Genomic DNA, 23321 nt, shown 5'->3' with positions numbered 1-23321 from the left:
GCGGCAATATAAAAAGTATTAATGATTGAATCATTAAAGATTGTCTTTTCAATCAATTAGCTAATTTTTTGTTTTAGTTCTGCAACCTATCATTGTAATTGTGTTTTTTAGCACCATCTTATTACTTTCTAATGTGTAAGGATCGGTACAAATATGGCGAATATTACCCATGCTCTGGTACTCGAAGGGCTTAAAAAAACCTATAAAGGCGGCGTCGAAGCGGTCAAAGGCATCAGCCTTACCGTCAATCAAGGGGATTTCTTTGCCTTGCTCGGCCCCAATGGTGCGGGTAAATCCACCACGATTGGTATTATTAGCTCCTTAGTGCAGAAGAGTTCAGGTACGGTCAAAGTCTTTGATTATGATATCGATAAGCAGCTAGAACACGCCAAACTCTGCATTGGTTTAGTGCCACAAGAGTTTAACTTCAACCAGTTTGAAACCGTGCTGCAAATTGTGGTGAATCAAGCGGGTTACTATGGTGTGCCAAAACCTATCGCCCTTGAGCGTGCCCAAAAATACTTAAGCCAACTGGATCTGTGGGAAAAGCGCAATAGCCCTTCGCGGGAATTATCCGGCGGGATGAAGCGACGGTTAATGATTGCGCGCGCCCTGATGCACGAACCTAAATTATTGATTTTAGATGAACCTACCGCAGGTGTGGATATTGAACTGCGCCGCTCTATGTGGGAGTTTCTTAAACAAATAAACCAGCAGGGCGTGACGATCATCCTGACCACTCATTACCTTGAAGAAGCGGAAATGCTTTGCCGTAATATCGGCATTATCGATAAAGGTATTTTAGTGGAATGCACTAGCATGAAGGCGTTGCTGAGTAAGCTGAATATGGAGACTTTTATTCTCGATCTTCGTCGCGATACTGGAACGGCCCCCGTGCTCGATGGCATGGCTTGTCGCTTAACCGACTCTCATACCTTAGAGGTGGATGTAGCGAAAGAGCATAATCTTAACGATGTCTTTAGCCAATTGAGCGCAGCCAATATTGAAGTGCTATCGATGCGTAACAAGTCTAATCGGTTAGAAGAACTCTTCGTCGAACTCGTGAAGAAAACTCAGGGAGCCTCAGCATGAATCAGCTCTACTTTATTGCCTTTAAAAGTATTTTAAGTAAAGAGATTAATCGTTTTACGCGAATTTGGATCCAGACCTTAGTTCCGCCAGCGATTACCATGACCTTGTATTTTTTGATTTTTGGTAACTTAGTCGGCAGCCGGATTGGAGAAATGGGCGGCGTATCTTATATGGAGTTTATCGCCCCTGGTTTGATCATGATGTCGGTGATCACTAACTCTTACTCGAATGTCGCTAGCTCATTTTACAGTGCCAAGTTTCAACGTAATTTAGAAGAGTTGATGGTGGCACCTGTGCCCCATTATGTACTGATTGCTGGCTACGTCGGTGGCGGTGTGGCGCGCGGTTTGTGTGTCGGCCTAATAGTGACGTTAGTTGCCATGTTCTTTGTCGACATAAGCTTACATCACGCAGGTTTAGTGGTGATGACGGTATTTTTAACCTCAGTGCTATTCTCATTGGGTGGCTTAATTAACGCTGTTTTTGCCAAAAGCTTCGACGACATCAGTATCATCCCCACCTTTGTGCTTACCCCATTAACTTACCTTGGCGGCGTATTTTACTCCCTGTCACTTTTACCCCCATTTTGGCAAGGCGTGTCGGCACTCAACCCTGTGGTCTATATGATCAACGTGTTCCGCTACGGCTTTTTAGGCTTCGCCGATATCAGCGTGCCATTATCCATCGCCATTATGATCGGTTTCTGTGTCGCACTTTGGACCTTAGCGTATTACTTAGTCTCGCGCGGAATCGGCCTGCGTTCCTAGACATATTTCTTTAGAGCGTAATAGAAAAAGGGAGCCATTAAGGCTCCCTTTTTAGTGTCAACAACTCGTTACTTCATACGACGACGCATTGCCACCAGTGGTAACAATAAGGCGGTTAGCCAACCTAGAGCACCGCCACCTGAAGATTCTGCTTTTTTAGCACTAACTGTGATGGTTGCTGTACCGGGATCACTTTCAAGTTTGCCATCAGAGGCTGTAACAGAGAAAGTAAGAACATGGTCACCGCTAGGAGCAGAGAAGTTTATGCTGTCTCCACCATTAGTAAATGTGACTTTAATACCACTTGTTTGTACCCAGTTATAGGTTAGGGTGTCTTTATCTGCATCTTTAGCATTGGCCTTAGCTGTGACAACAAACCCTTCTGTACTTGCCATGCCCGTAGGTGCAACGGTTGGTTTGGTATTATTAATCATGACAGTGACTTTTGCTGGCGCTGAAGCATTACCCATAGTATCTAGTGCAATAACTTCAACTTCCATTGTCGTGCTCTGTTGGTTAATTACAGCATCAGTACTTAAATGCACTGTTCCATCTTTATCGACAACGACCATGCTGCTATTAGAGTTCAGTGTGACAAACTCGGAGAATGGACTTGTGATCATGTCTGGATCTGTTGCTGTTAATTTGCCTAACACAGTTCCTGCTGCAGCACCTTTATCTACTGAAAGCATCACGTCGGCTACTGTTGGAGCAGAGTTACCTTCGTCAGAGGTATTAGCAACAACGGACATAGAACCAGAATCAGACAGGAACATAAAGCCTATCGCATTATCGCCAACTTGAGTTTCTAAAGTTGCACTTTCTCCTGGTTTTAGTTCAGTAACTTCATTGCCTTCTGTATCAACTAGCATTGCAGAAGTTCCTGAACCATCAAGCATCAGTGTTGCCACTACGCTGTCTTCATCACCCGATGGAATTGGAGCCCAGTCACTATCCTCAACGCGGAAGCGAACCTTTATAGTCTTACCTAAATCCGCTTGAGTTAAGCCTAAATCTTCAAAACAGGCTTTACTCGTTAGGAAGTCATTACCAGTCACGTGGAATACAGGTTCTAATGTTCCAGACGAAGTACCATATTTAGAAACTAAACCATAGATAGATCTTGGATATGCTTCATTGAACCAGTTTAAGTTCGCCGTTGCTGCTGTGTAATCCCAAACTCCATCATTGTTAAGATCATAATCGACTGAATAGTTACCCGCTAGAGGATGGATAATAGGATCGCGCATTTGTAGCGTGTTATATATCGCAATACCCGCATCACATGAGCTGCTTAATAACAGTTCACTCGATGCATTGAGCAAGTCATGACGTTTTGTATTATCAACAGGGCTAGTTGCAATAAGTGGAGCCGTAAATGGATCTGTAATTGAAGTTGCGCCTACGTTGGTGAGTGTGCGCACTATGCCATCGGCAGTGGTTTCTGTTGCAACTGAAATTGCGGCCGCTGCTTTTGGCAGAATATGATAAACCAAATGTAGTGCTTTTTCTTCGCCATCCATAAATTGGATCGCACCATCGTATTCTGACAATGTTAATGCAGTAGAAGCATCTGCAGCAGTCCCATCAAGCTCATAGGATGATGTAAGAGTCCATTCTGGCAGTTTTGTTGGATCTATTGTGGCTGTAACGTCAAAGTCGACAGTTTGTCCTGCTGGAATCGTTACGCTTGCAGGTACTGCAAAACTTAGTGCTCCAGAATCTAAGTCATTCTGGAAACGTTGGTCGACTTTTAGTGTGTAGGTTTTTTCTGCTGTCGAGAAGTTCTTAACAGAAACCGTTTTAGTAATTGAAGTTGTTTTATTGAGAGCCAATAAGCCAAATGCTAAAGCGGCTTGTTTAGTCTCTTTATTCCAGGCAGCAACAGGAAGGTTAATGGCTTTTTCTACATTGACCAATCCAGAACCAATATAACTGATTGGTGCCAACTCAGTGTCTGGGTTTATTTCTTTTGGCTCTAGCGTTACGTCTAAGTTTGCCGCGTTCATAATTGTGGCTTTAATTTCAAACGCGTTGCGTTGTGGTAATGCCTCACGAATGATACTAATTGCACCAGCTGTGATTGGACTTGAGAATGAGGTACCGCTTATTGGAGTTAATCCTTCTCCTAAACCTGGGTGAGCAGTTAATATGTCAGTACCAGGAGCGGTAATCTCCGGCTTTAAAGTGCCTGCAATTGAAGGACCACGTGAAGTAAAGGTTGCAATTGCTCCTGCCGTCGTGACTTCAGTAGATGACACGCTGAACGCTACGTTACCTGCCGCGAGCGCCGTTTTAATTGCATCACCATCTTCCTTTGAAATCATCACAGATGGAATTGTTATGCTGTTGTCCTCACCTCCCATAACAATTGGAGCTGTGTTGGCCGCGTTGTTTGCCACTATGACAAATGAAGCACCTTTTAACTGCGCATTTAGAACTTTAACAGCGAAGCCACAAACTCCACGATCAATCAGTACCGTTTTACCAGTTAAGTCTTCAGTGTAAGCAACACAACCATTTTTGTTAGTTGCAGGGTAAATTATGGGGGCAGTTGCATTCGTGAAGCTGTATGTATTTGATTTATTAAACCCTGCACCAATAGCAGTAATTGACTCTCCAACTAGCATTGCATCAATTTTGCCAGCTTTAGTTGTTGGGTGTGTCATAGCGCCTACTGATAAAGCGCTATTAGTGGTACTTGGGCCGCCAACCACGAAAGGTGTTGAGCCATCATTACCTGCAGAGATAACCAAGTTTACCCCAAGTTTTACCATTTCATCAATTAAGACTTGAACTGCGCCACCATCGGTATCACCAAAGTCACCGCCTAATGACATGTTAACAGTGTCAACACGGTCAGTGATATCACCATCATCATTAGGATCCATTGATGCTTCTAATGCATTTAACTGGGCGATACCCGAACAGCCTGAGTTACATACTGAGTACACGAGTAGTTCTACATCAGGCGCCGTGCCAACTACTGAATGACTCACATGGGTTCCGTGGTTCGTTGTGACATCAATTGGATTTGGATCGTTGTTAACGAAGTCCCAACCACCAATTACTTTGCCCTGAGGCCAGTTTGGTGTTTCACTTTTGGCAGCAACAGCTGCTTTATAGTCAGCAACTAAGCCTGAACCACCTAGAGCTTTGTGAGTGTAATCGACGCCAGTGTCAAGTACAGCAACACGCTGACCTTTACCAGAGGCTACACCAGCTTCGATAATAGCTTTTGCTTTGATGTACTCCGCACTTGCTGCAACATCGAGTTTATAGTCGTATATAGGTAAAATGTCGGCAACTTCAGCATTTTTCAGTAAAGCAGCGAGTTTTTTATGATCACCTTGAACGACAATGGAATTAACTAATTTTGAGGTGGTTGCGACAATCTTAATATCAGCATCCATGTTCTGAATAGCATTTTTAACTTTTGATTGTGAACTTTCGATATTGCTCATGACCGATTGTCGATTAAAACCCTTTAATTGGCTTTGTTGAGCAACAGAAGGAGCTTTAAGTTTTATCATCCAGGCAACAGCTTGTTTTTGCTCATTACTTCCATTTTTTGTAACACTGATGCCAGCGTACTGATCTGTCGCTTGGTTAGTCGTGTTGTACTTGGTTGCAGTGTCAGCAATAGCTGCGCTTGAGAGTAGTGCAGCAGAGATAGCGATCGATAGTTTTGTCTTCACAACTTCTTCCTTGTCAATTAATGCCTTCAGCACTTTACTAAATGTGCTTGTAGCTGAATTGTTATAGTTTTTGCTGCGCTCTTTGGCGATAGCAATGAAGTTGTAACACAAATATATCGTATGGTTAACACTTTTACAGTAAAAAAGATGTTAATCACACTTTGAGGTTTGTTATGTTGTTTGCAAGTATTTGCTGTTTTTCCTGTTTAAGGCTTAACCGCTCTGACGATTGGGTTTTGTAGGCTGATCAAGGTTTCCGTTGACTGGATTTCATCGATAGATTGAATGCGATTGATGAGTACGTGCTGTAAACCATCGATGGATTGGCACATTACCTTTACGAAAATACTGTAGTTGCCTGTGGTGTAATAGGCTTCGACGACTTCTTCGAGAGCGTTGAGTTTGGCGATAGCGGCGGGGTAATCGCCAGCGCTTTTAAGGTTGATACCGATAAAACAGCAAACGTCATAGCCTAGGGCTTTAGGGTTTACCGTGATTTGCGCACCTGTAATGATCCCCGCTTGCTTCATTTTTTCTACCCGAACATGGATAGTGCCGGCGCTAACGCTAAAGCGTTTAGCGAGTTCGGCAAAGGGTGTGCGGGCATCCTGCATTAGGGCTTCGAGGATATGATTATCGAGTTGATCGCGCTGAAATGCGGTATCCATAAATAAACTCTCTATAACGTAGTGAATTGTCATAAAGTTACGTTTTTTTATGGGGAATTGCTACCGATTTTGCCCGTATTATTTGATTTTAGTGATCATTGCTCGCCCAAAGGCTCACAAAAAGGCACTTCTGCGCTAAAAGTCATACAGACACCCGAGTATGGATGTTTGATGGTGAGCTCTGCTGCATGTAGTAATAGTCGAGGCGCTAAGGATTTTGCCAGTGAGTCGGCATAAAAACCATCGCCTAAGATCGGATGTCCTAGCGCCATCATATGCACCCGTAATTGGTGTGAGCGGCCTGTGATTGGCATCAGTTTAACCAGCGTTGAGCGTTTGGCGCGGCTCATTACTTGGTAGTGAGTCAAAGACGGTTTGCCAACAAGATGATCGACTTTCTGTTTAGGGCGATTTGGCCAGTCGCAGATCAGTGGATAATCAACGCTGCCAGTGTCATTTTTGACATGGCCTGCGACCCTTGCATAATAGGTCTTGCTGGTTTCTCTATCGTGGAACTGACGTTTTAATTCCCGCTCTGCGCTACGAATAAGGGCGACAACTATCACGCCTGAGGTCGCCATATCGAGGCGATGGACGATTTGGCAATGGGGATGCTCAGCTTTTACTCGAGCATAGACACTGTCGTAATGGGCTGGGTCGCGACCGGGCACAGACAACAATCCTGAAGGTTTGTTGATGACGATAATGTCTTTATCTTGATAAAGAATATCGAGCCAAGGAGTGGTCGGTGGTTGGTAAATAAAATCAGTCATAAATAGTGCCTATTCGTCAATGCGGGGCAAAGATACTCTGCTCGGCTTGAGGGCGCAAGTGTGAGGCCTAAAGATCGGCTGTGCCATTATCCTTGCTGACAAAAGTAAAGCGGATTAGTTGATGATTTGCTGATAGAGCTGTATTTGAGTTTTTGTTATACTCCCGTCCTTTTCGTTAATGATCATTTTGAGCCTTTGAAGCCATGAGCCAGCCAGAGATATACACTCCCGAGAATCTTTCTCATGTCCATAACCGTCTTGAGTTATTGGCACCTGCAAAAAATGCTGACTACGGTATCGAAGCCATACGCCATGGTGCCGATGCGGTATACATAGGTGGTCCTGCATTTGGTGCGCGGGCAACGGCGGGTAACAGTGTTGAAGATATCGCGCGCCTGTGTACTTATGCTCATCAATACCATGCTCAGGTATTCGTCGCCCTCAATACCATTTTGATGGATAACGAACTGGCCGACGCCGAAAAACTCATTTGGCAATTGTACGAAGCGGGTGCCGATGCGCTGATTGTGCAGGACATGGGCGTATTACAGCTCAATTTGCCGCCGATTGCCCTGCATGCCAGTACCCAAATGGATAACCGCAGTCCAGAAAAAGTGGCGTTTTTAGAGCAAGTTGGTTTTTCTCAGGTGGTGCTTGCCCGTGAATTGGGCTTAAGCCAAATCCGTGATGTCGCCGCGCATACTAATATGCAGCTCGAATTCTTTATCCACGGTGCTTTGTGTGTGGCTTACAGTGGCTTATGTAATTTGAGCCATTCCTTTAGTAACCGCAGTGCTAACCGCGGTGAATGCTCGCAAATGTGCCGCCTGCCGGGTAATCTTAAAACCCGTCAAGGGGATGTATTAGCGCAGAATGAACACTTATTGTCTTTAAAAGACAATAACCAAACCGAAAACCTTGAGGCGCTAATCGATGCGGGCATTCGCTCGTTTAAGATTGAAGGTCGCTTAAAGGATTTAAGTTACGTTAAAAACGTCACCGCGCATTATCGCCAAAAGCTGGATGCGATTATGGCGCGTCGCCCTGAGTTTAAGGCTTCATCCCACGGCCGCTGCGAACATAGTTTTACCCCTGATCCTGAAAAGACCTTTAACCGTGGCAGTACAGATTACTTTGTTAACGAACGTAGCCAAGGAATTAAAGATTTTCGCTCGCCCAAATACATAGGCGAAGAAGTCGGTAAAGTGGTCAGCATAGGTAAAGACTTTATCCAAGTGAGCTCTAGCCATGAGTTTAATAACGGCGATGGCTTAGCGTTTTTCCCCGCGAATTTTGCTATGGCAAAACAATCAGATGACAAGCTGCAAGGCCTGCGGGTTAACCGCGCCGAAGGGTTAAAACTGCATATATTGCAGGTGCCAAAGGGTTTAAAAGTCGGCATGATTTTGTACCGTAACCATAACCAAGCCTTCGAAGCCCTGTTATCTAAAGAATCTTCTAAGCGGATTATCGGCGTCGATTTACGGTTGAGCGACACCCAAGATGGACTGGCGCTGAACTTGACGGATATCTATGGCCTTACAGCCACAGTGAATTTAGTGGTCGAGAAGACGCCTGCGACTGATGTCGATAAGACCTTACAAAATACTCGCACTCAGTTGGGTAAGCTCGGCAGTACCGACTTTGTTGCCCGTAGCATCAGTATCGATACGGCCCAAGCTTGGTTCTTGCCTGCGTCTGTGCTCAATGGTCTGCGCCGTGATGGTGTGGCCGCCTTAGAGGCTGCCCGTGTGCAAGGTTATGTGCGTCCACTGCCGTGGAAGCATAATCAAGATGCAGTCTATCCCGTCAAGCATTTGAGTTACTTAGGCAACGTTGCCAACGAAAAGGCCAAGGATTTTTATCAACGCCATGGCGTGATTGAAATCCAAGATACCTATGAGAAAAATGGCGTCACCGAAGATGTGCCATTGATGATCACTAAGCATTGCCTACGCTTTAACTTCAATCTGTGTCCGAAAGAAGTACCAGGCATCAAGGCCGATCCTATGGTGCTTGAAATCGGCAATGATGTGCTCAAGTTGGTATTCGACTGCCCTAAATGCGAAATGATGGTGGTTGGTGAAAACCGTCAAGTGCGAGGCCAGAAGCACCTTTAATATTTGTCATTAGGAGCATTGCCCGAGTGCAATGCTCCTAGCACCTATTCAGCTACATCCACGCACCTACACCAGCCTACCTCTCATTGATGTCGCTCTCACCAGCGTCACTCTCATATTTTCATCAAAGCCCTATATTGCACATGCGGTAATGAGCAGATATCTTATTGAAAATAATATCAATAATAAGGGATGTTAAAATGGGATTGTTAGACGGTTTACTCGGTAATGCTGCTGAGGTTGATTTACAGGAATTAGCCGAGGAATTAAGGCCTATCATGGGCATTCAAGAAGAATTAAAACTCGCCTATAAAGTGATCCGTGATTTGTTTATTTTCACCAATAAACGCCTGATCTTAATTGATAAGCAGGGACTTACAGGTAAGAAGGTTACTTACCATTCAATACCTTATAAATCTATTACCCATTTTGAAGTGGAAACGACAGGGCATTTTGATATGGATGCCGAGCTTAAAATTTGGATCTCAGGTCAGAGTGAACCTTTAGTCAAAGAACTCAAGCGTGGCACGGATGTTGTGGGTATTCAAAAGACTATTGCCACTTTTGCACTTTAGTTTTTTTGGACTTTAGTTTTAGTGCCGTGGCCTAAGTTTTAGTGCTGCGACTTAGATTCATTTAGTGCTATCAAGCTTGGAATTGTTATCGCAAGCAGACGGTTAATGTGAGTAAGGTAAGCCAAGTTTTATCTGGGCTTACCTATCCTCGCTATCGAGTGTGATTCAAATCTGCTTGATTAATTTAACACTATCCTACTTGTGCTAGTGGAGTGCTCTATCGGTTCGCCCGCCATAGTATAGGTTTCGGAAAGCTTGAGTTTGCCTTGCTCATCGTATTGATTGTGGATGCCGACCCAGAATTGCTCCTGTCCCTGAATTTGTAAATTACCTTCTTCGGCAATCTGGCGATTGGGGTGATAGCGTTTCATTGCATAAAGCTTGCTTTCATCATCAAATTTTAAGTGATAAGCCAATATGGGTTCTTTGGTGTGAGCGGCGACATCTACTGCTATTGTTTTATCTTCATGCTGTTTTGTCGTGGTATTGCCATTGGGTGCGTGATACTTCTGACGAGATAAATATGCGTTATTGCTACTATTGCTAGCATGATGTTCGCTGTCATCCGAACGATTATTTGGTCCGTTACTTTGCCCATCAGCATCGTCTTCATCATAGCCATAACTAGGATTTTCTGGGCTATCCCATTCAGGTTCTTCATCTTCCTGAGTAGCTATATTTTCATGAAAATCAAAGTAGTGGCGGCTTTCTATCAGTTGGCCTTGTTCATCTAGCCAGGCTTCGCGGTACACTTGTCCTTGGGGCGTAAAACGTTGCCAATGGCCGATATCGAGGTAACGACCATTAGTAATTTGGATTGTGCCAGTTTCTAAAATTAAACCTTGAGGGGATAAGGATTTAGAGCTAAATAAATCCCCTTGCGTACGGGTGAGTAACCAGCGAATGGCGCCATCTTCATAGTATTCGATGCGAGTATCGGCAATACCTTCTTGATAGTATTCCCTTTGATTATTATCAAGATTATAGCCGCAGCGGGTATTCGAGTGACTCTGGTAGGATTCGAGGATCCCTTTGTTATTATAAAAGCTGGACTCTTTGAGGTAGCCTTGGCCATCACGAACTTCATATTCAGAAATTGTACGTATCGTGCCATCTTCATAAAACCAGCGAGCAGTGCCATCACGGTTGCCCCGTGTGTGCGGTAAGTACATCTGAATTTGCTGGTTTTCGTGGTATTCAATAAAAGGGGCTACCGAGAGGTTATTTTTATATTGGCCTTCGGCCGAAAGCACGCCACTTTTATAATAGCTTCTAAATAGACCTTCCCTGAGTCCCTTTTCAAGATAGATCTCAAGGGCGAGTTGACCATTGTCATGATACCAAAGGGCCATGCCTTGTTCTTTACCATCCTCAAAATAGATTTTTTCTTCAATTTGACCATTGGGATACCATTTTACATGTTCGCCATGTAATTGGCCTTCGGTATTGAAGGGTTCACGCCATGCAGGCTTACCTGAGTCGTAAAATTCTTCAATGACTTTGCCCGTCACATCGTTAAACACTTTTTGTTTAATCGCTCCATTGGGATGATACCAAACGGCTTCATATTCATAGCCTTGGTTGTAATATCTTTCAGCTTCTAGTGAACCATCAGGGTAATATTGTTTTTCAATTCCGTGGATAACATCTTGCACTAAGGGCCGGATCAGCTGTATTTGTCCAGATTCATAGTAGCGAGTTAACGTATTGATATAATAGCCATTGCTATCTTGTTCGGCGGTTTCTTTAAGCTGACCATTGCCATAAAAGTATTGAATAAATTGACCTTGGGGATGGCGATCTTCTATTTGATTGATCTTGCCCTCATGGTCGTACCACGTTTGTGTTCCAAGTTGCTGATCATTAATAAAGTTGCCTTCAAATAACAGGGTACCTAGGGCATTGAATTGGCGGGTCACACCATTACGTTCGCCAAAATAGTTTGAATCGACGGCTTGGGTAAGCCCTGGGCTTTGGGTGATGATTCTAAGTATACCCGCACCATCTTCAGTATTGAGTTGGTGAAAAGTGCGGTGCAGTTGGTCTGTTAGGCTGGCGTAATCTTGAATATCGCCTTGCACTATATTGTCTGCATCTAGGGTAAAGTGGCTTATCAATAATGTATCGAGATTGTTAAGTTCAACTTGCCACAACGCCTTTATTTGGCTGTTCTTTTTTGGGGTGATACTGCACACTTTTACCTTGTCGAGCCAAAAGTGCTGCTCGGGGAAAGGGAATTGATTGCTGATTTCGAGGCGGTCGAATTCGGTATGGTGGAAGTCGCAGCATTCATTGGCGTTTTCCCAGCCTAAGAGTTCTATGACTTGGGGCGTATCGTAGTGATAGAGAGTTAAGCCGTGGTCGGCATTTTCTTCGCAAGAAGTCGCGTCTGCCTTTGTCGCATGAATTTTTAAGCTGAAATGACGCTGGAATAGCGGCGCAGCGACTGACGGCTCCTGCGTTAAATCTTGTTCTTGGCAGAGTGTTTGTGATTCAGTTTGAAGATGAATGTCTTTTGGAACGCGGCTAGTTTGGTTTGAGGGAAATAACTTGGCTTTGAGTGCGCGAAACAACGACATTGGGGGAAATCTCCATATCCATATGTAAAACGATAAGCTTATCTGAGGGATACTCATGGCAATTGAGTATTTCTGTGCGCATATCATAGCGGTTTATGGATTCGTTTCTCAATGCTTGATTGCTCCAAATACCGTTTAATCAGAGTGGCACATTAATAAAAGCAGAGGAATAAAGACAAAATGCTTGATAACTTTTTTACAAAATTACCCACAGATTTATCGGCCGAAGTGTTTGAAAAACTGGCGGGCAATAACACTGTGACCATTGAGCGCATCGTTTCCAATGGGCAATATACCCAAGCTACCTGAAGATACGAGTTTCAGAGCGCTTAGGGTGCTTCAATTCAAGGCGCATCAATGACAGAATGTCGGCCACCTTCTGAATTGATGCAACACGGAAGTGGAGTGCCCTAAGCGCTCCGTCCCGGCGGGTTTTAACGCACTCTATGCCGTGTTGGCTATTTTTAACTTAGTCCACTAGGTCTGCAAATAGCCGCCTTGCCTAAAGTGCGTTAAATTCCCGCTGAATCCTGCATCTTCAGGTGGTTTGGGTATCTACCCGAAGCTCAATGGTACGATCAAACTCAACATGAATGGGTGATGCTGCTCAAAGGCGAGGCGACGCTTGAATTTGAACAAGGTGAACCCGTTAGGCTAACCCCTGGAGATTACTTAACGATTCCGCCCCATCAAAAACATCGAGTCGCTTCGACTTCTATAAGTTCAGAAACCCTATGGCTCGCGGTATTTTACGATTGATTAGGGTTAAGGCTACAGGTTAACGATTCTGCCATAGCCAACTGGGCGTATTGAGTAAGTCTTGGCCTTGGATCTGCGTTTGGCCTAAGGTTTTGTCTAAGGCTAAGGTATTGCAGTGTTCAAATTGACTTAAGGCATTAATAAGCCGATTAGCATGGGAAACCACCCACAACTGGCACTCTTCCGACACCTTAGCGATTAAGCGTGCAAGCGCAGGTAATAAGTCGGGATGTAGGCTAGTTTCTGGCTCGTTTAGCACCATAAGCTCTGGCGGCCTTGGGGTGAGTAGGGCGGCAATTAATAGCAAATAACGCAAGGTGCCATCCGACAATTCACTGGCATTGAGTGGCCTTAATAAGCCATTTTGATGAAATGCGAGTACTAAAATACCGCCTGCTTGGGGTTCAATGCGAACTTTAGCACCGGGAAACGCATCGCTCACCGCATGATCAAAAGCCGCTTTATCACCTATCTCAAAAATGGTTTGAATTGCTGATGCAAGGTCGCGCCCATCGTGGTGCAATACTGGCGTGGCTGTACCTAATTGTGGACGACGGGCTGGCGCTTCTGCATCGGTTCTGAAGTGATCGTAAAAACGCCATGCGCGGATACTATCGCGAAGCTTTAGCACTTCAGGGCTGCGCTCTGGATCGGCAAGTTCGGTAAAAATACTGTCGCCGGTTTGCAGGTGTGCGCCTAAGGTTATCCAGCCTTGTCCGTCAGCAGTGCGACTCTTCACCATAGGACCACGGCGCTCAACTAATACCGTTGAGGGTCGATACTTAGGGCCGTTCCAAATGGCTTCACGCTTGATTTGTGGATCTAAGCCAAACAGCGTGGTGGCGTCGGGTTTGGGTAAACCGAGTTCAATAAGATAGCTAAAATCTTCGCCAGCAAATCCAAGCTTTAGGCGTTTTGGCGCTTGCCTGACGGTGGCTTCAATGGCGGTGTCGCCCGCTAGCATACTTTGGGTGGGGTTTTCTGGTCCCGCCCAAAAGCTGGAGTCGAGTCCGCCTTCTTGGGCTAAAGCATTGACAACGCCGCCTTGCGCCGTTTGTGCGAGTAAACGTAGTGCCTTGTATAGATTCGATTTACCACTGCCATTCGCCCCAGTGATCAAATTGAGTTGTCCTAGGGGTAAGACGATTTCACGCAGAGAGCGATAATTGAAAATAGCGAGTGTGGTCAGCATAGAATATCCAAGACTGAAACAAGCTGATAAGCCAGTAAATTTATCGACAAAGTAAATTAAACATGACGATAAAACAATGGCATTTACAGTAGCACTTTGTTGAGTACTCTTTGCCAGTTACCCCCCATAAAACGGTCGCGGTCAGTAGATTTAAAGCGCGCCTTGGCTAAGGCATCGTCGATACGGCTCATGCGATCGATATGATTCAGCTCGGGGATTACTACATGCCTTGGCTCTGCATCAAAACCTAGCACGCCTTTCGCCCTCAGGCTGTACCACCATTCTTGATATTCTTTAATGCCTTTGGCGTTGTCATTGCCGAGTGCCAGTAGGTTTTCTTGGCCTCGGAGCGGGAAGTCATTAGCGATTGCCACGCAGTCCACTCCACCAACACGCATAACGTATTCCAGTTGTCGAATATAATCATCAATCGTGGGCACGGCATTATTGGTAAGCCAGAAACTCATCATAAATACGCCGAATACGCCGCCGCTATCGCCGATGGCGCGGATCACTTCATCGGGGGAACAACGGGCATGGTTTACTATGCCGCGCGCCGCGCCGTGGCTTTGCACTATGGGTGATTTAGTAATTTTTGCGACATCTAAAGCGGTTTGAGCGCTGGAGTGACTCACATCGATCAAGATATTGGCGTGATTGAGTTTGGCGATAAGTTCGTGCCCGTGGGCCGTGAGTGGTTTATTGAGTCCGCCACTGGCATCATTATCTAAGGCGCCGCCGGCAAAGGTATTGCCGTAATGGTGGGTGAGTTGCAATACGCGTAGCCCTTGTTGATGAAACTCATCTACCCGCGCCCACTGGTTAGCTTCGCTGTCTTCTTCGACACAATCTGCGCCTTGTATTTGAAAGTATACCGCAGTGCGCTGGCTGTCGCGGGCACGTTGAATATCTCGCCCCCTCAGACCTTGCAGTAAAATATCGGGATGATCACTTACCCGTTTAGCGGCCTGCTTAATGCTTTCCATGCAAGCTTTATAAGTGCGTTTGTAGTTTTGAGTGCCATCGACTTGTTCTATGGCCTCAATAGCCGAAATATCGCAAAGATAGGCATCGAGTTTAGCGGCGGTTACATCACTTAAGTCATCGGGTAGGAAGGATAAACCATCGACATATATCCGCCTTTGTGCGGCGGCAAAGCTAGGTAAACTGGCGAGTGGACTTAACAGAGTTGCTGCGCCAAGACCTTTAAGGAGTGTACGACGGTAGTGATTGACTGCCTTGATGGGCATGCTCGGTTCCTATCAATAACGCAAATGTAACTTCTTTATACCTTTTTAGGGCGTAGAAGTCTTTGATTAAATCCCTTTTTTGGCCTTTGCCCCTGAGCTAGAGTTGTGATTATTTGTTGTTGCCGAGTGGTTTCAATTATCGCTTGTCATAGTAAATGAAAACCCTCGGGTTATGATTATCGAGTGGCTTCAACCATTGCTTTTGCCAGTGAGTTAAGGCCGTTAGTGCGCGATGGGCTGAGCTGACCTTCTAGGCCCAATTGTTTGAAGTAAGCTGTAGGATCAAATGCTTGGATTTCAGTGCGGCTTTTGCCATGGCAGGCACCAAGCAATAATCCGATCAATCCCTTAACGATGCGGGCATCGCTGTCGGCTAAATAATAGTGTTTGCCAGCCTGTTCTAGATGGTAAAGCCACGCATCACTCTCGCAGCCTTTTACTTGAGCGGCCTCGATGCGAAGCTCAGGGCTTAAGCTTGGTAAGTCTTTCCCTAACAACATAATTTGGCGATATCTTTCCTGCCAGTTAGGGGCATTGGTAAAACGCGCCAGTAAGGTTTCGGCATCTTGCACTAAATAGTGAAAATCGGCCTCATTTGGCATAGGCATGATTGAATCTGTCATAGGGCTAAATCCTGTCTAACTTATTTTGAGCATCGTATGAGTTGGGTAGAGCAGTGGCTAAATGCTGGATTACAGCAGCAAGTCTTTTACCGAGGCTAACGCGGCAATAAAGCGGTCGATATCGTCTTTATTGGTGTAGATACCGATAGAGGCACGGCAACAGCCCTTAAGATTCAGGCTCTGCATTAATGGCATGGCACAATGATGGCCACAGCGAACGGCAACCCCTTGTTGGTCCAGCAAAATTCCTACATCTTGGTGATGTTCACCGGCAAGATTAAACGCGACTACGCCGATATTGTCATCAAAGGCGCCGTATAAATGCACTTCACCGAGTGCGCGCAATTGGCTTTGTAAATAGTTAACTAGTTCAGCTTCATAAGCTTGAACCTGCGGCATGAGCTCGGTTTGTAAAAATGTAATGGCCGCGCCCAAACCTATGACTTCAGCAATCGGCGGTGTGCCCGCTTCTAAGCGATTCGGCAGGTTGCCAAATTCTGTCGCCTCAAAACTCACGCGTTTAATCATCTCGCCGCCAGTTAATAGTGGCGCGAGATTATCTAACGCGTCGAAACGGCCGTAAAGCACGCCAACACCAGTGGGACCATACATTTTATGCCCCGAGAAGACGTAAAAATCACAATCGATTTCAGTCACATCCAGCGTTAAATGCGCCACTGCCTGCGCACCATCAACTAAGGTGATAGCACCTTGTTTTTTCGCTAACTGCACTAGCTGAGCCACGGGATTGACTGTACCTAGGGCGTTGGAAACATGGCACAGGGCGACGATTTTAGGCTTTAACTCGAGCAAGGTTTTATAGGCGTTGATATCTAAGCGGCAATCCTGACAGAGCGGGATTGGTTTAATGATTGCCCCTGTGCGTTTCGCCAGTTCCTGCCAAGGCACTATATTGGCGTGGTGAGCGGCGGCGTCGATTAATATCACATCGCCAGCGCTTAATTGGGTAGTCAGCCCAAAGGCGACTAAGTTGATTGATTCTGTGGTGCCGTGGGTAAAAATGATTTCTTCGCGGCGTTTTGCCTTCAAAAATTGTTGCAACTGATCGCGCACGTTTTCATAGCTTAAGGTCGAACGCGCTGATAACTGATGTGCAGCACGGTGTACATTCGCATTGTCATTAGCGTAAAACTGCGCCATCGCATCTAACACCATTTGCGGCTTCTGGCTGGTGGCTGCTGTGTCGAGATAACATAGGGGATAACCATCAAGCATTTGATTTAACGCTGGGAATTGCGACCGGATCTGAGCATTTAGCTGATATGCCTCTGATGAGCAAAGTGTCACTGTGGTATCAGGCATAGCACTCGCCGAGGCATGGGATGTTTCAATGTCTGCCATTGTATTCGTCGCTGTGTTAGTCACAGTATTTGGCGTAGGCGATGCAGGTTGAGTCATGGGTGAGGCTAAGGGCAATGAAAAAGGCCAAGGGATCTTCTGTGATTTGCCATGTGAATGCAAGTTTTAGCGGTTTGTTGAGGCGTTGGTATCGGACAGTGTTATTGAACGCCTAATTTCACCAAGGTCTGTTCAAACTGTTGCCTAATAGATGATTTTGCACGCCTTAAACGGTTTTTGACTCTAACGTATCATTGAGCTTAGCTATGATGCGATTTTTCTAATGTTTAAGTTTCTCTTTTAAATTCAGCTAATACTTTACGCTTAATTCATCCACCTAAAGTTAAAACTCCGACTATCCTAAATTGGACGTCCTTCGTTATGAGTGTTTGCTGGAGAGTAGTTTTATGGTGAAGTTTTTAAAAGACTTACGGATTAAACATAAGATGATCGCCCTCGTTGGGGTGATGTTAGTGCTGATCTTGATTTTGTCTGGATTTAGTCTGTTGAAGATGCAGCGTGTATCGGAGGAAATTCATGGCATTGCAGAAGAGAATATTCCATTAGTCAGGCTATCGACTGACATCACCATTAAGCAGCTTGAAAGCTCTGTCATTCTAGAAAAAGCGTTTCGTGCCGCGGACATTGAAACCGCATCGAGCCAGCAAATTTTAGTGGCTTTTATTGCGGATGTTATCAAGCACAATGAAGACATTAGCAAGGAGTTACTCTCGACTCAGTCTATGCTCAATGAGGCATTAAAAGAGGCTGTAAATCCGCAATTACATGAAAAAACTCAGCAGTTAAATCAAGAGATTGGCACTATTATTCAACGTTTTGGTAATTATGAAGCCCTGCTTGCCACTGTGATTACTGGAATACAGCAAAAAGAAGAACCTGCAGCCTTGGCTAAGCGGGTTGAATCTTTAGAGATTGCGCAAAACGAGTTTAATACTGAGCTGAGGCAATTCGTTGAGCGTTTAGAGCAAATGACCCAAACTGCGGTTTCTGTAACAGAGGAAGAAGAACTCAGGGCGATTTATGGCTTAACGATTATTTCGATAGTGTCTTTAGTCATAGGATTATTGATTGGTATTGCTTGCAGTCAATACATGGTCAAATCTATCAATCGGTTACGTAATTCTGCCGCCATGATGGAAAAGGGCAACTTTAACCAAGAGTTACGTGTCGATTCCAAGGATGAATTAGGTGAACTTACCGTCAGTATGAATCAAATGGCGTGGACCTTAAGTAAAACTGTTGGCCAAGTGATTGCTCGAAGTGAAGAAATTGCCTCTATGGTGACTGAGCTTAATGCGGTGGCCGAGAATAATCGTGAGGCTATGTTGAGGCAGCAGGATAACACTGACCAAGTCGCCGCCTCTATGACCCAAATGGCAGCAACGATCACTGAAGTGGCGAGTAGTGCAGAAACCGCTTCTTATTCAGCGGGACAAGCCGAGCATAAAGTGAAAGAAAGTTGTGAGGTTGTCGATGCGAGCGAAAAAATCTCGAAGCAGTTGGTTGCCAGCGCCCAGTATTCGAATCAACTTATTCAACAGGTTCAGGCGAGTACCGGAAAAATCCTCAACTTTGTTTCTGTGGTCGATGCGATAGCTGGGCAGACGAACTTATTAGCTTTGAATGCATCGATTGAAGCGGCGCGGGCGGGAGATCAAGGTCGTGGGTTTGCTGTGGTCGCCGAAGAAGTGCGGGCATTGGCAACGCGCAGTCAAACGGCCACGCAGGAGATCAGCGATCTTATCCAAACACTCGTGAAAGATGCTAAGTCTTCAGTTGAATCCTTCGCCAATAACGATAAGCAAATCAGTGAATCGTCACTGCTCGTTAATCAAGCCAAGCAGCACCTATTTGAGATTTTAGATGCCTTAACTGAACTGACTCAGGCTAATACTCAAGTCGCGACCGCTAGTGAGGAGCAAGCCGTGACCGCCGAAGATATTAGTGAGCGCATTAATGCGATTCGTGATTCGGGTGAGTTGGTTCTCTGCAGCGCTAACGAAACCGCGAAAGCCAGTGAGTCACTGTCTAAGCAGGCTAATTCATTGAGGGAAACGATGCAGCAGTTTAAGGTGCGAGTTGTTTAAATGTATTAGCCCATAATTCAGTGTGCTAACGACGACAGCGGTTAACTTAACTGCGCCACTTCATCTTAGCTTGAGCCTCATTTGTGCCTTAACTCAATGTGAGGTGAGTATATCCTCAAACAATTTGAAGATGCAGGATTCAAGTTGTTTGGGATATAGGTCTATCTTGTTATCCGACACACAATTGCCGTAAAAATGATACTGGTTGTGCAGTGACTTGCAACAAACTGTTGTAATATGTAGCGCTAAATAACGACTAAAAATGTGAATTAAATGGGCATGCGTATTCTTTGGCTTCTTGTGTTAACGCTGAGCATTCTTCCTAGAACCGCTGCAGCATCAGATATTGCGAGCAGTGTTACTGGAGGAACTAATCGCCTTGCTGACGGCGGTGATTTTGAGCTGGGCATGAGTGTTTACGGGATTAATCAAGTCGATGTTCGGCAAACGGATTCTGGTTCTGCACAGTTGTCGCTGTTAGTCAGTGGCATGTACCAGTACAAAGGGCTGTTTGTTGAGATGATCCATCAATCTCAAGATGGCATTAATCTGGGATTTAATCTTTGGAGCTCAGAGGATTGGTCATTAGAACTGCTATTGGCTAACTTGCAAGGTTCATGGTCCCGTCCTGATGTGGATCCCAGTACGCTGGATGAAGCTGGCCGCAATGCTTATCTACTATCGGAAGATTCTCTCTATGTTGGTGCAGGTTTTCGTGCCACACGTTATTGGGGCGATAACTATGTTTTTCAGTATAGGTTAGTATCTGATTATTATGATGATCAAGGTATTCAAAGTTCTGCCAGATTGGGTAAGTCCTGGCAGGTTCGTAATTGGAATTTTCACGTATTGGGGAGCGTAGGTTACTCATCTGCCACCTTGAATCGCTATCTTTTTGGGATCAGTAAGGAAGAAGCCACTGAACGCTTTCCTGAGTATCGGCCGGATAGCTCTTTCAGTTACGGCATGGAGCTAGGGGTTGCCTATCCGCTGAGTGAAAATTTTGTCTTTCGGGCCATGTATCGCTTCAATGTGTTATCCCAAGAAGTGACCGACAGTCCCTTCAATCAAGCGAGTTATACATCGTATTTTAATGCTTCTCTTAGCTATGTGTTTTAGGAGGAGGGCATGAACCGATTTTATCAATTGTTAGCGGTAGTGATGCTGAGCGCGCCTTTTTGGGCTTGGAGTCAGGATGATGCCGTTATTTTTACCGCAACCCCAGAACGCTGCATTGCACTGCATAAAGGGCAAACTTGCTATCAGGAAGTATTGTTTCGATGGCAGACACCCGCGAGCGGCGAGTACTGCCTCATACTGACTGACCGCCAGCACCAGTTAACCTGCTGGACTGGCAAAGCTATGCAAGAATATCAATATAGTTTTGAAGGGGATAAAACGGCGACTTTTAGTCTTATCCGTAATGATGATGTACAACCGCTCGCGCAAGTTAAAGTGGTCGTGACATGGGTTTATAAGGCCCCTAAACAGAGTCAGTCCGGTTGGAGGTTATTCTAATATGTCAGTTGCAAAGCATATCTTAGTCGTAGAGGACGATACCTCACTGGCAGAGTGGATCAGTGATTATTTACTGGATCACGGTTACGGAGTCACAGTGGCTAGCCAAGGTGATTTTGCCTTAGAGATGATAGCCGATGAGATGCCTGACTTAGTGCTACTCGACGTGATGATGCCCGTTAAGAATGGCTTCGATGTGTGTAAGGAGGCCAGGGCATTTTATACTGGGCCCATTTTATTTATGACGGCTTGCGTTGAGGACGGCGATGAAATCCGCGGGTTAGATGCCGGTGCTGATGATTACCTCACTAAGCCGATTCGACCACAGGTGCTGTTAGCGCGGATAAAAGCTCTGTTACGCCGAGTGAGTGATGAGGAGCAAAAGCAGCAATTAGTGTTTGATTCTTTAGTGTTAAATGCGACGGCAAAATCAGTCACTATTGATAAACAGCCGCTGGATTTGAATGCCAATGAGTTTGATGTCTTGTGGCTGCTGGCATTGAAGGCGGGCACGATAGTGAGTCGCAATGAATTGGTGGCCCAACTGCGGGGCATTGAATACGATGGCCTAGACCGCTCGGTGGATATTCGCATATCGCGCTTACGCAAGAAGTTGCAGGAAGCGTTGAGTCAGCCCTATAAAGTAAAAACCATTCGTGGCAAGGGATATTTGTTTTGCAGCGATGAGGCCGAGCAAGCTTTATGAAGAAGTTAATGACTTCTCTGGTGCTGGTCGTGCTGGTGGCCATTGCCAGCCTAGGCTGGTCGATAAGTGAGTTTGCAACACTTATTGATCCTGATAATGAAACGCCTAGCCCAGCAACTCACCTCGCGGCATTAAAACTGCTGGGCGGCTCACTGGCGCAAACGTTAGATAACGATCCCGCCCCAAATAATGCGTTTATAGACAACTGGAATCAGCGAAATGCAGATCAATTGTCTTTGGTGAATGAAGCGGATTTTGTCTTACCCTCAGCCCTAAAGACAGAGTTTTATTCAGGGGAATCATTATTGCTGGAGTCCGATGACGGCATCTCTTTGCACTATTTATTGCCTAAAACGGGTCAGGTGCTGAATATCAATACCCAGATAGTGACGCCAGCCGATGTGAGTTTTAACGCGAATAAGCTGTATACCATGCTTTTTTATGGCGGTGTGGTGGTGATTTTGTTGGTGTGGGTGTCTCCTTTAATCCGCCAACTGGTTAATCTCAGTAAGGTGACTCAAGCATTTGGTATGGGAGAATTACAGCAGCGAATTGTGGTCAGTAAAGCGTCCTACATAGGCACAATAGAAAGCGAATTCAACCGTATGGCAGATCGCATCCAGCAATTAATCGATGACAATAAATTGCTTAGTCGGGCAGTTTCCCATGATTTAAAAACTCCGATTGCGCGGCTGCGATTTGGTATTGCGGCGTTAGAAGAAACCCAAAGCGAACAACTTAGGGTGAAGTATTTTCAGCGATTGAACCGCGATCTGGATACTATGGAAGAGTTGGTCATGACACTGCTCAGCTATGCCCGCCTCGATGAGGCGAATATCCAGCCCGATTGGCAGTCGATTGAGCTCAATGCTTGGTTACTCGAAAAGTATCAAGGTCAAGTGTACCCCGATTTTTCAGTTGAACTGGTTCCCTATCCCACAGCGCTCAAGATCAAGACAGATCCCAAGTACTTATCAATGCAGGTGAATAATTTGCTCAATAATGCGCTGCGTTTTGGTAAGGCAAAGATTCGGCTGACGTTGGCATCGGAAGATGGGATTGCGTGGTTACACGTTGACGATGATGGCCCTGGCATAGATGAACAGGAATCTACTCAAGTGATTAAACCTTTTGTGCGTGGTCAGCACAGCCGGGGAAATTCCGGTCATGGCATGGGTCTGGCGATTGTCGATAGAATTGGTTGTTGGATGGGGTCCCCATTACGTATTGGCCGTGCTCCTGACTTAGGTGGGGCTCGCATGTCACTAAAATTCAAGGCTGAAGTTTAAAGTTGGGGTTTAATACGATTGGTATAATGCGAGGTTTGAGCCGTTTTTGTCTGTTTCTTTAACATGAGCTGAAGCGAGCAATGCGGCTAGGCCTACGTAATCTAATCTGCTGAGTTGATTTAGAGATAGAGGCAGAATGACTCAACTCACTATACGAATGAGTGCCTAACGAATTGGTGCTGAACAGGGGGGGGTTATAAATAAAACGCACCAGCCTTGATACCTAACGAGAATCTAGACTGGTG

18 protein-coding genes and 1 pseudogene are annotated in these 23321 nt (G+C 45.3%); 11 read left to right on the top strand and 8 right to left on the bottom strand.

The annotated features are described in order from the left end of the window. Nucleotides 1-153 precede the first annotated feature (153 nt). Nucleotides 154-1092: an ABC transporter ATP-binding protein gene (locus KO531_RS03315; protein ID WP_113939775.1), complete on the top strand. Its 939-nt coding sequence runs from the start codon at nucleotides 154-156 to the stop codon at nucleotides 1090-1092. Continuing rightward, on the top strand, nucleotides 1089-1859 hold the full coding sequence (locus KO531_RS03310) for an ABC transporter permease (RefSeq protein WP_006080287.1): 771 nt from the start codon (nucleotides 1089-1091) through the stop codon (nucleotides 1857-1859). Before KO531_RS03315 ends, KO531_RS03310 begins: the two co-directional genes overlap by 4 nt. Nucleotides 1860-1927: 68 nt before the next feature. On the opposite strand, the gene KO531_RS03305 is transcribed toward KO531_RS03310, so the two are convergent. The 3 genes from KO531_RS03305 to rluA all read right to left on the bottom strand — a co-directional run bounded on the left by KO531_RS03305 (nucleotide 1928) and on the right by rluA (nucleotide 6998). Beyond that, complete coding sequence (locus tag KO531_RS03305; protein ID WP_219250377.1) at nucleotides 1928-5557, bottom strand: S8 family serine peptidase; 3630 nt, start codon at nucleotides 5555-5557, stop codon at nucleotides 1928-1930. A gap of 206 nt (nucleotides 5558-5763) precedes the next feature. Continuing rightward, complete coding sequence (asnC, locus tag KO531_RS03300) at nucleotides 5764-6225, bottom strand: transcriptional regulator AsnC (protein ID WP_006080290.1); 462 nt, start codon at nucleotides 6223-6225, stop codon at nucleotides 5764-5766. Nucleotides 6226-6320: 95 nt separating this feature from the next. Continuing rightward, nucleotides 6321-6998: a bifunctional tRNA pseudouridine(32) synthase/23S rRNA pseudouridine(746) synthase RluA gene (gene rluA, locus KO531_RS03295; protein WP_219250376.1), complete on the bottom strand. Its 678-nt coding sequence runs from the start codon at nucleotides 6996-6998 to the stop codon at nucleotides 6321-6323. Between the two features lie 203 nt (nucleotides 6999-7201). Between rluA and KO531_RS03290 the strand changes: the two genes are divergently transcribed. Together KO531_RS03290 and KO531_RS03285 are read left to right on the top strand one after the other, a co-directional pair. Further along, a complete protein-coding gene (locus KO531_RS03290; protein WP_219250375.1) occupies nucleotides 7202-9118 on the top strand; it encodes a U32 family peptidase in 1917 nt (638 codons plus the stop codon). A gap of 200 nt (nucleotides 9119-9318) precedes the next feature. Then, on the top strand, nucleotides 9319-9693 hold the full coding sequence (locus KO531_RS03285; protein WP_105250128.1) for a PH domain-containing protein: 375 nt from the start codon (nucleotides 9319-9321) through the stop codon (nucleotides 9691-9693). Between the two features lie 179 nt (nucleotides 9694-9872). Here the strand turns inward: KO531_RS03285 and KO531_RS03280 are convergent, their stop codons facing one another. Then, nucleotides 9873-12272: a toxin-antitoxin system YwqK family antitoxin gene (locus tag KO531_RS03280; RefSeq protein ID WP_219250374.1), complete on the bottom strand. Its 2400-nt coding sequence runs from the start codon at nucleotides 12270-12272 to the stop codon at nucleotides 9873-9875. Between the two features lie 180 nt (nucleotides 12273-12452). Between KO531_RS03280 and KO531_RS03275 the strand changes: the two are divergent. Both KO531_RS03275 and KO531_RS03270 read left to right on the top strand, forming a co-directional pair. After that, nucleotides 12453-12569, top strand: a pseudogene (locus KO531_RS03275) (cupin); the annotation flags it as partial. A 219-nt stretch (nucleotides 12570-12788) separates the two neighbouring features. Continuing rightward, nucleotides 12789-13031: a cupin domain-containing protein gene (locus KO531_RS03270; protein ID WP_346345239.1), complete on the top strand. Its 243-nt coding sequence runs from the start codon at nucleotides 12789-12791 to the stop codon at nucleotides 13029-13031. Between the two features lie 19 nt (nucleotides 13032-13050). Here KO531_RS03270 and KO531_RS03265 read toward each other — a convergent pair whose 3' ends face one another. From KO531_RS03265 to KO531_RS03250, 4 genes are all read right to left on the bottom strand, one after another. Beyond that, a complete protein-coding gene (locus KO531_RS03265; RefSeq protein WP_219250372.1) occupies nucleotides 13051-14223 on the bottom strand; it encodes an AAA family ATPase in 1173 nt (390 codons plus the stop codon). Between the two features lie 83 nt (nucleotides 14224-14306). Then, nucleotides 14307-15473 carry a membrane dipeptidase gene (locus tag KO531_RS03260; RefSeq protein ID WP_219250371.1) on the bottom strand — a complete coding sequence of 389 codons (1167 nt, stop codon included), beginning with the start codon at nucleotides 15471-15473 and terminating at the stop codon, nucleotides 14307-14309. 176 nt (nucleotides 15474-15649) lie between these two features. Next, nucleotides 15650-16096 carry a SufE family protein gene (locus KO531_RS03255; RefSeq protein ID WP_219250370.1) on the bottom strand — a complete coding sequence of 149 codons (447 nt, stop codon included), beginning with the start codon at nucleotides 16094-16096 and terminating at the stop codon, nucleotides 15650-15652. 69 nt (nucleotides 16097-16165) lie between these two features. After that, entirely contained in the window at nucleotides 16166-17515 is a 1350-nt protein-coding gene (locus tag KO531_RS03250) for a cysteine desulfurase (RefSeq protein WP_219250369.1), read from the bottom strand. 347 nt (nucleotides 17516-17862) lie between these two features. Here KO531_RS03250 and KO531_RS03245 point away from each other — a divergent pair, with 347 nt between their 5' ends. From KO531_RS03245 to KO531_RS03225, 5 genes are all read left to right on the top strand, one after another. Continuing rightward, on the top strand, nucleotides 17863-19563 hold the full coding sequence (locus KO531_RS03245; protein ID WP_219250368.1) for a methyl-accepting chemotaxis protein: 1701 nt from the start codon (nucleotides 17863-17865) through the stop codon (nucleotides 19561-19563). Nucleotides 19564-19842: 279 nt separating this feature from the next. Continuing rightward, nucleotides 19843-20682, top strand: a complete 840-nt coding sequence (locus tag KO531_RS03240) for a MipA/OmpV family protein (protein ID WP_028761859.1) — start codon at nucleotides 19843-19845, stop codon at nucleotides 20680-20682. A 9-nt stretch (nucleotides 20683-20691) separates the two neighbouring features. After that, complete coding sequence (locus KO531_RS03235; RefSeq protein ID WP_219250367.1) at nucleotides 20692-21081, top strand: DUF3019 domain-containing protein; 390 nt, start codon at nucleotides 20692-20694, stop codon at nucleotides 21079-21081. Nucleotide 21082: 1 nt separating this feature from the next. Then, nucleotides 21083-21787 (top strand): response regulator transcription factor, encoded by a 705-nt coding sequence (locus KO531_RS03230; protein WP_219250366.1) that lies wholly within the window; start codon nucleotides 21083-21085, stop codon nucleotides 21785-21787. Then, on the top strand, nucleotides 21784-23076 hold the full coding sequence (locus KO531_RS03225) for an ATP-binding protein (RefSeq protein ID WP_219250365.1): 1293 nt from the start codon (nucleotides 21784-21786) through the stop codon (nucleotides 23074-23076). The genes KO531_RS03230 and KO531_RS03225 overlap by 4 nt, the downstream gene beginning before the upstream one ends. The last annotated feature ends 245 nt before the right edge of the window (nucleotides 23077-23321 follow it).

The organism is Shewanella sp. NKUCC06_TVS, assembly GCF_019345515.1.
GTDB classification, from domain to species: Bacteria; Pseudomonadota; Gammaproteobacteria; order Enterobacterales; family Shewanellaceae; genus Shewanella; species Shewanella oncorhynchi.
Note: the sequence above shows the minus strand (reverse complement) of the source record. Positions and strands in the feature narration are given on the sequence as shown.

What these genes read in the sequence shown, in the direction of transcription:
- KO531_RS03315 (WP_113939775.1), top strand. Translation starts at nt 154, where the DNA reads ATGGCGAATATTACCCATGCTCTGGTACTCGAAGGGCTTAAAAAAACC.
- KO531_RS03310 (WP_006080287.1), top strand. Translation starts at nt 1,089, where the DNA reads ATGAATCAGCTCTACTTTATTGCCTTTAAAAGTATTTTAAGTAAAGAG.
- asnC (WP_006080290.1), bottom strand. Translation starts at nt 6,225, where the DNA reads ATGGATACCGCATTTCAGCGCGATCAACTCGATAATCATATCCTCGAA.
- rluA (WP_219250376.1), bottom strand. Translation starts at nt 6,998, where the DNA reads ATGACTGATTTTATTTACCAACCACCGACCACTCCTTGGCTCGATATT.
- KO531_RS03290 (WP_219250375.1), top strand. Translation starts at nt 7,202, where the DNA reads ATGAGCCAGCCAGAGATATACACTCCCGAGAATCTTTCTCATGTCCAT.
- KO531_RS03285 (WP_105250128.1), top strand. Translation starts at nt 9,319, where the DNA reads ATGGGATTGTTAGACGGTTTACTCGGTAATGCTGCTGAGGTTGATTTA.
- KO531_RS03280 (WP_219250374.1), bottom strand. Translation starts at nt 12,272, where the DNA reads ATGTCGTTGTTTCGCGCACTCAAAGCCAAGTTATTTCCCTCAAACCAA.
- KO531_RS03265 (WP_219250372.1), bottom strand. Translation starts at nt 14,223, where the DNA reads ATGCTGACCACACTCGCTATTTTCAATTATCGCTCTCTGCGTGAAATC.
- KO531_RS03260 (WP_219250371.1), bottom strand. Translation starts at nt 15,473, where the DNA reads ATGCCCATCAAGGCAGTCAATCACTACCGTCGTACACTCCTTAAAGGT.
- KO531_RS03255 (WP_219250370.1), bottom strand. Translation starts at nt 16,096, where the DNA reads ATGACAGATTCAATCATGCCTATGCCAAATGAGGCCGATTTTCACTAT.
- KO531_RS03250 (WP_219250369.1), bottom strand. Translation starts at nt 17,515, where the DNA reads ATGACTCAACCTGCATCGCCTACGCCAAATACTGTGACTAACACAGCG.
- KO531_RS03245 (WP_219250368.1), top strand. Translation starts at nt 17,863, where the DNA reads ATGGTGAAGTTTTTAAAAGACTTACGGATTAAACATAAGATGATCGCC.
- KO531_RS03240 (WP_028761859.1), top strand. Translation starts at nt 19,843, where the DNA reads ATGCGTATTCTTTGGCTTCTTGTGTTAACGCTGAGCATTCTTCCTAGA.
- KO531_RS03235 (WP_219250367.1), top strand. Translation starts at nt 20,692, where the DNA reads ATGAACCGATTTTATCAATTGTTAGCGGTAGTGATGCTGAGCGCGCCT.
- KO531_RS03230 (WP_219250366.1), top strand. Translation starts at nt 21,083, where the DNA reads ATGTCAGTTGCAAAGCATATCTTAGTCGTAGAGGACGATACCTCACTG.
- KO531_RS03225 (WP_219250365.1), top strand. Translation starts at nt 21,784, where the DNA reads ATGAAGAAGTTAATGACTTCTCTGGTGCTGGTCGTGCTGGTGGCCATT.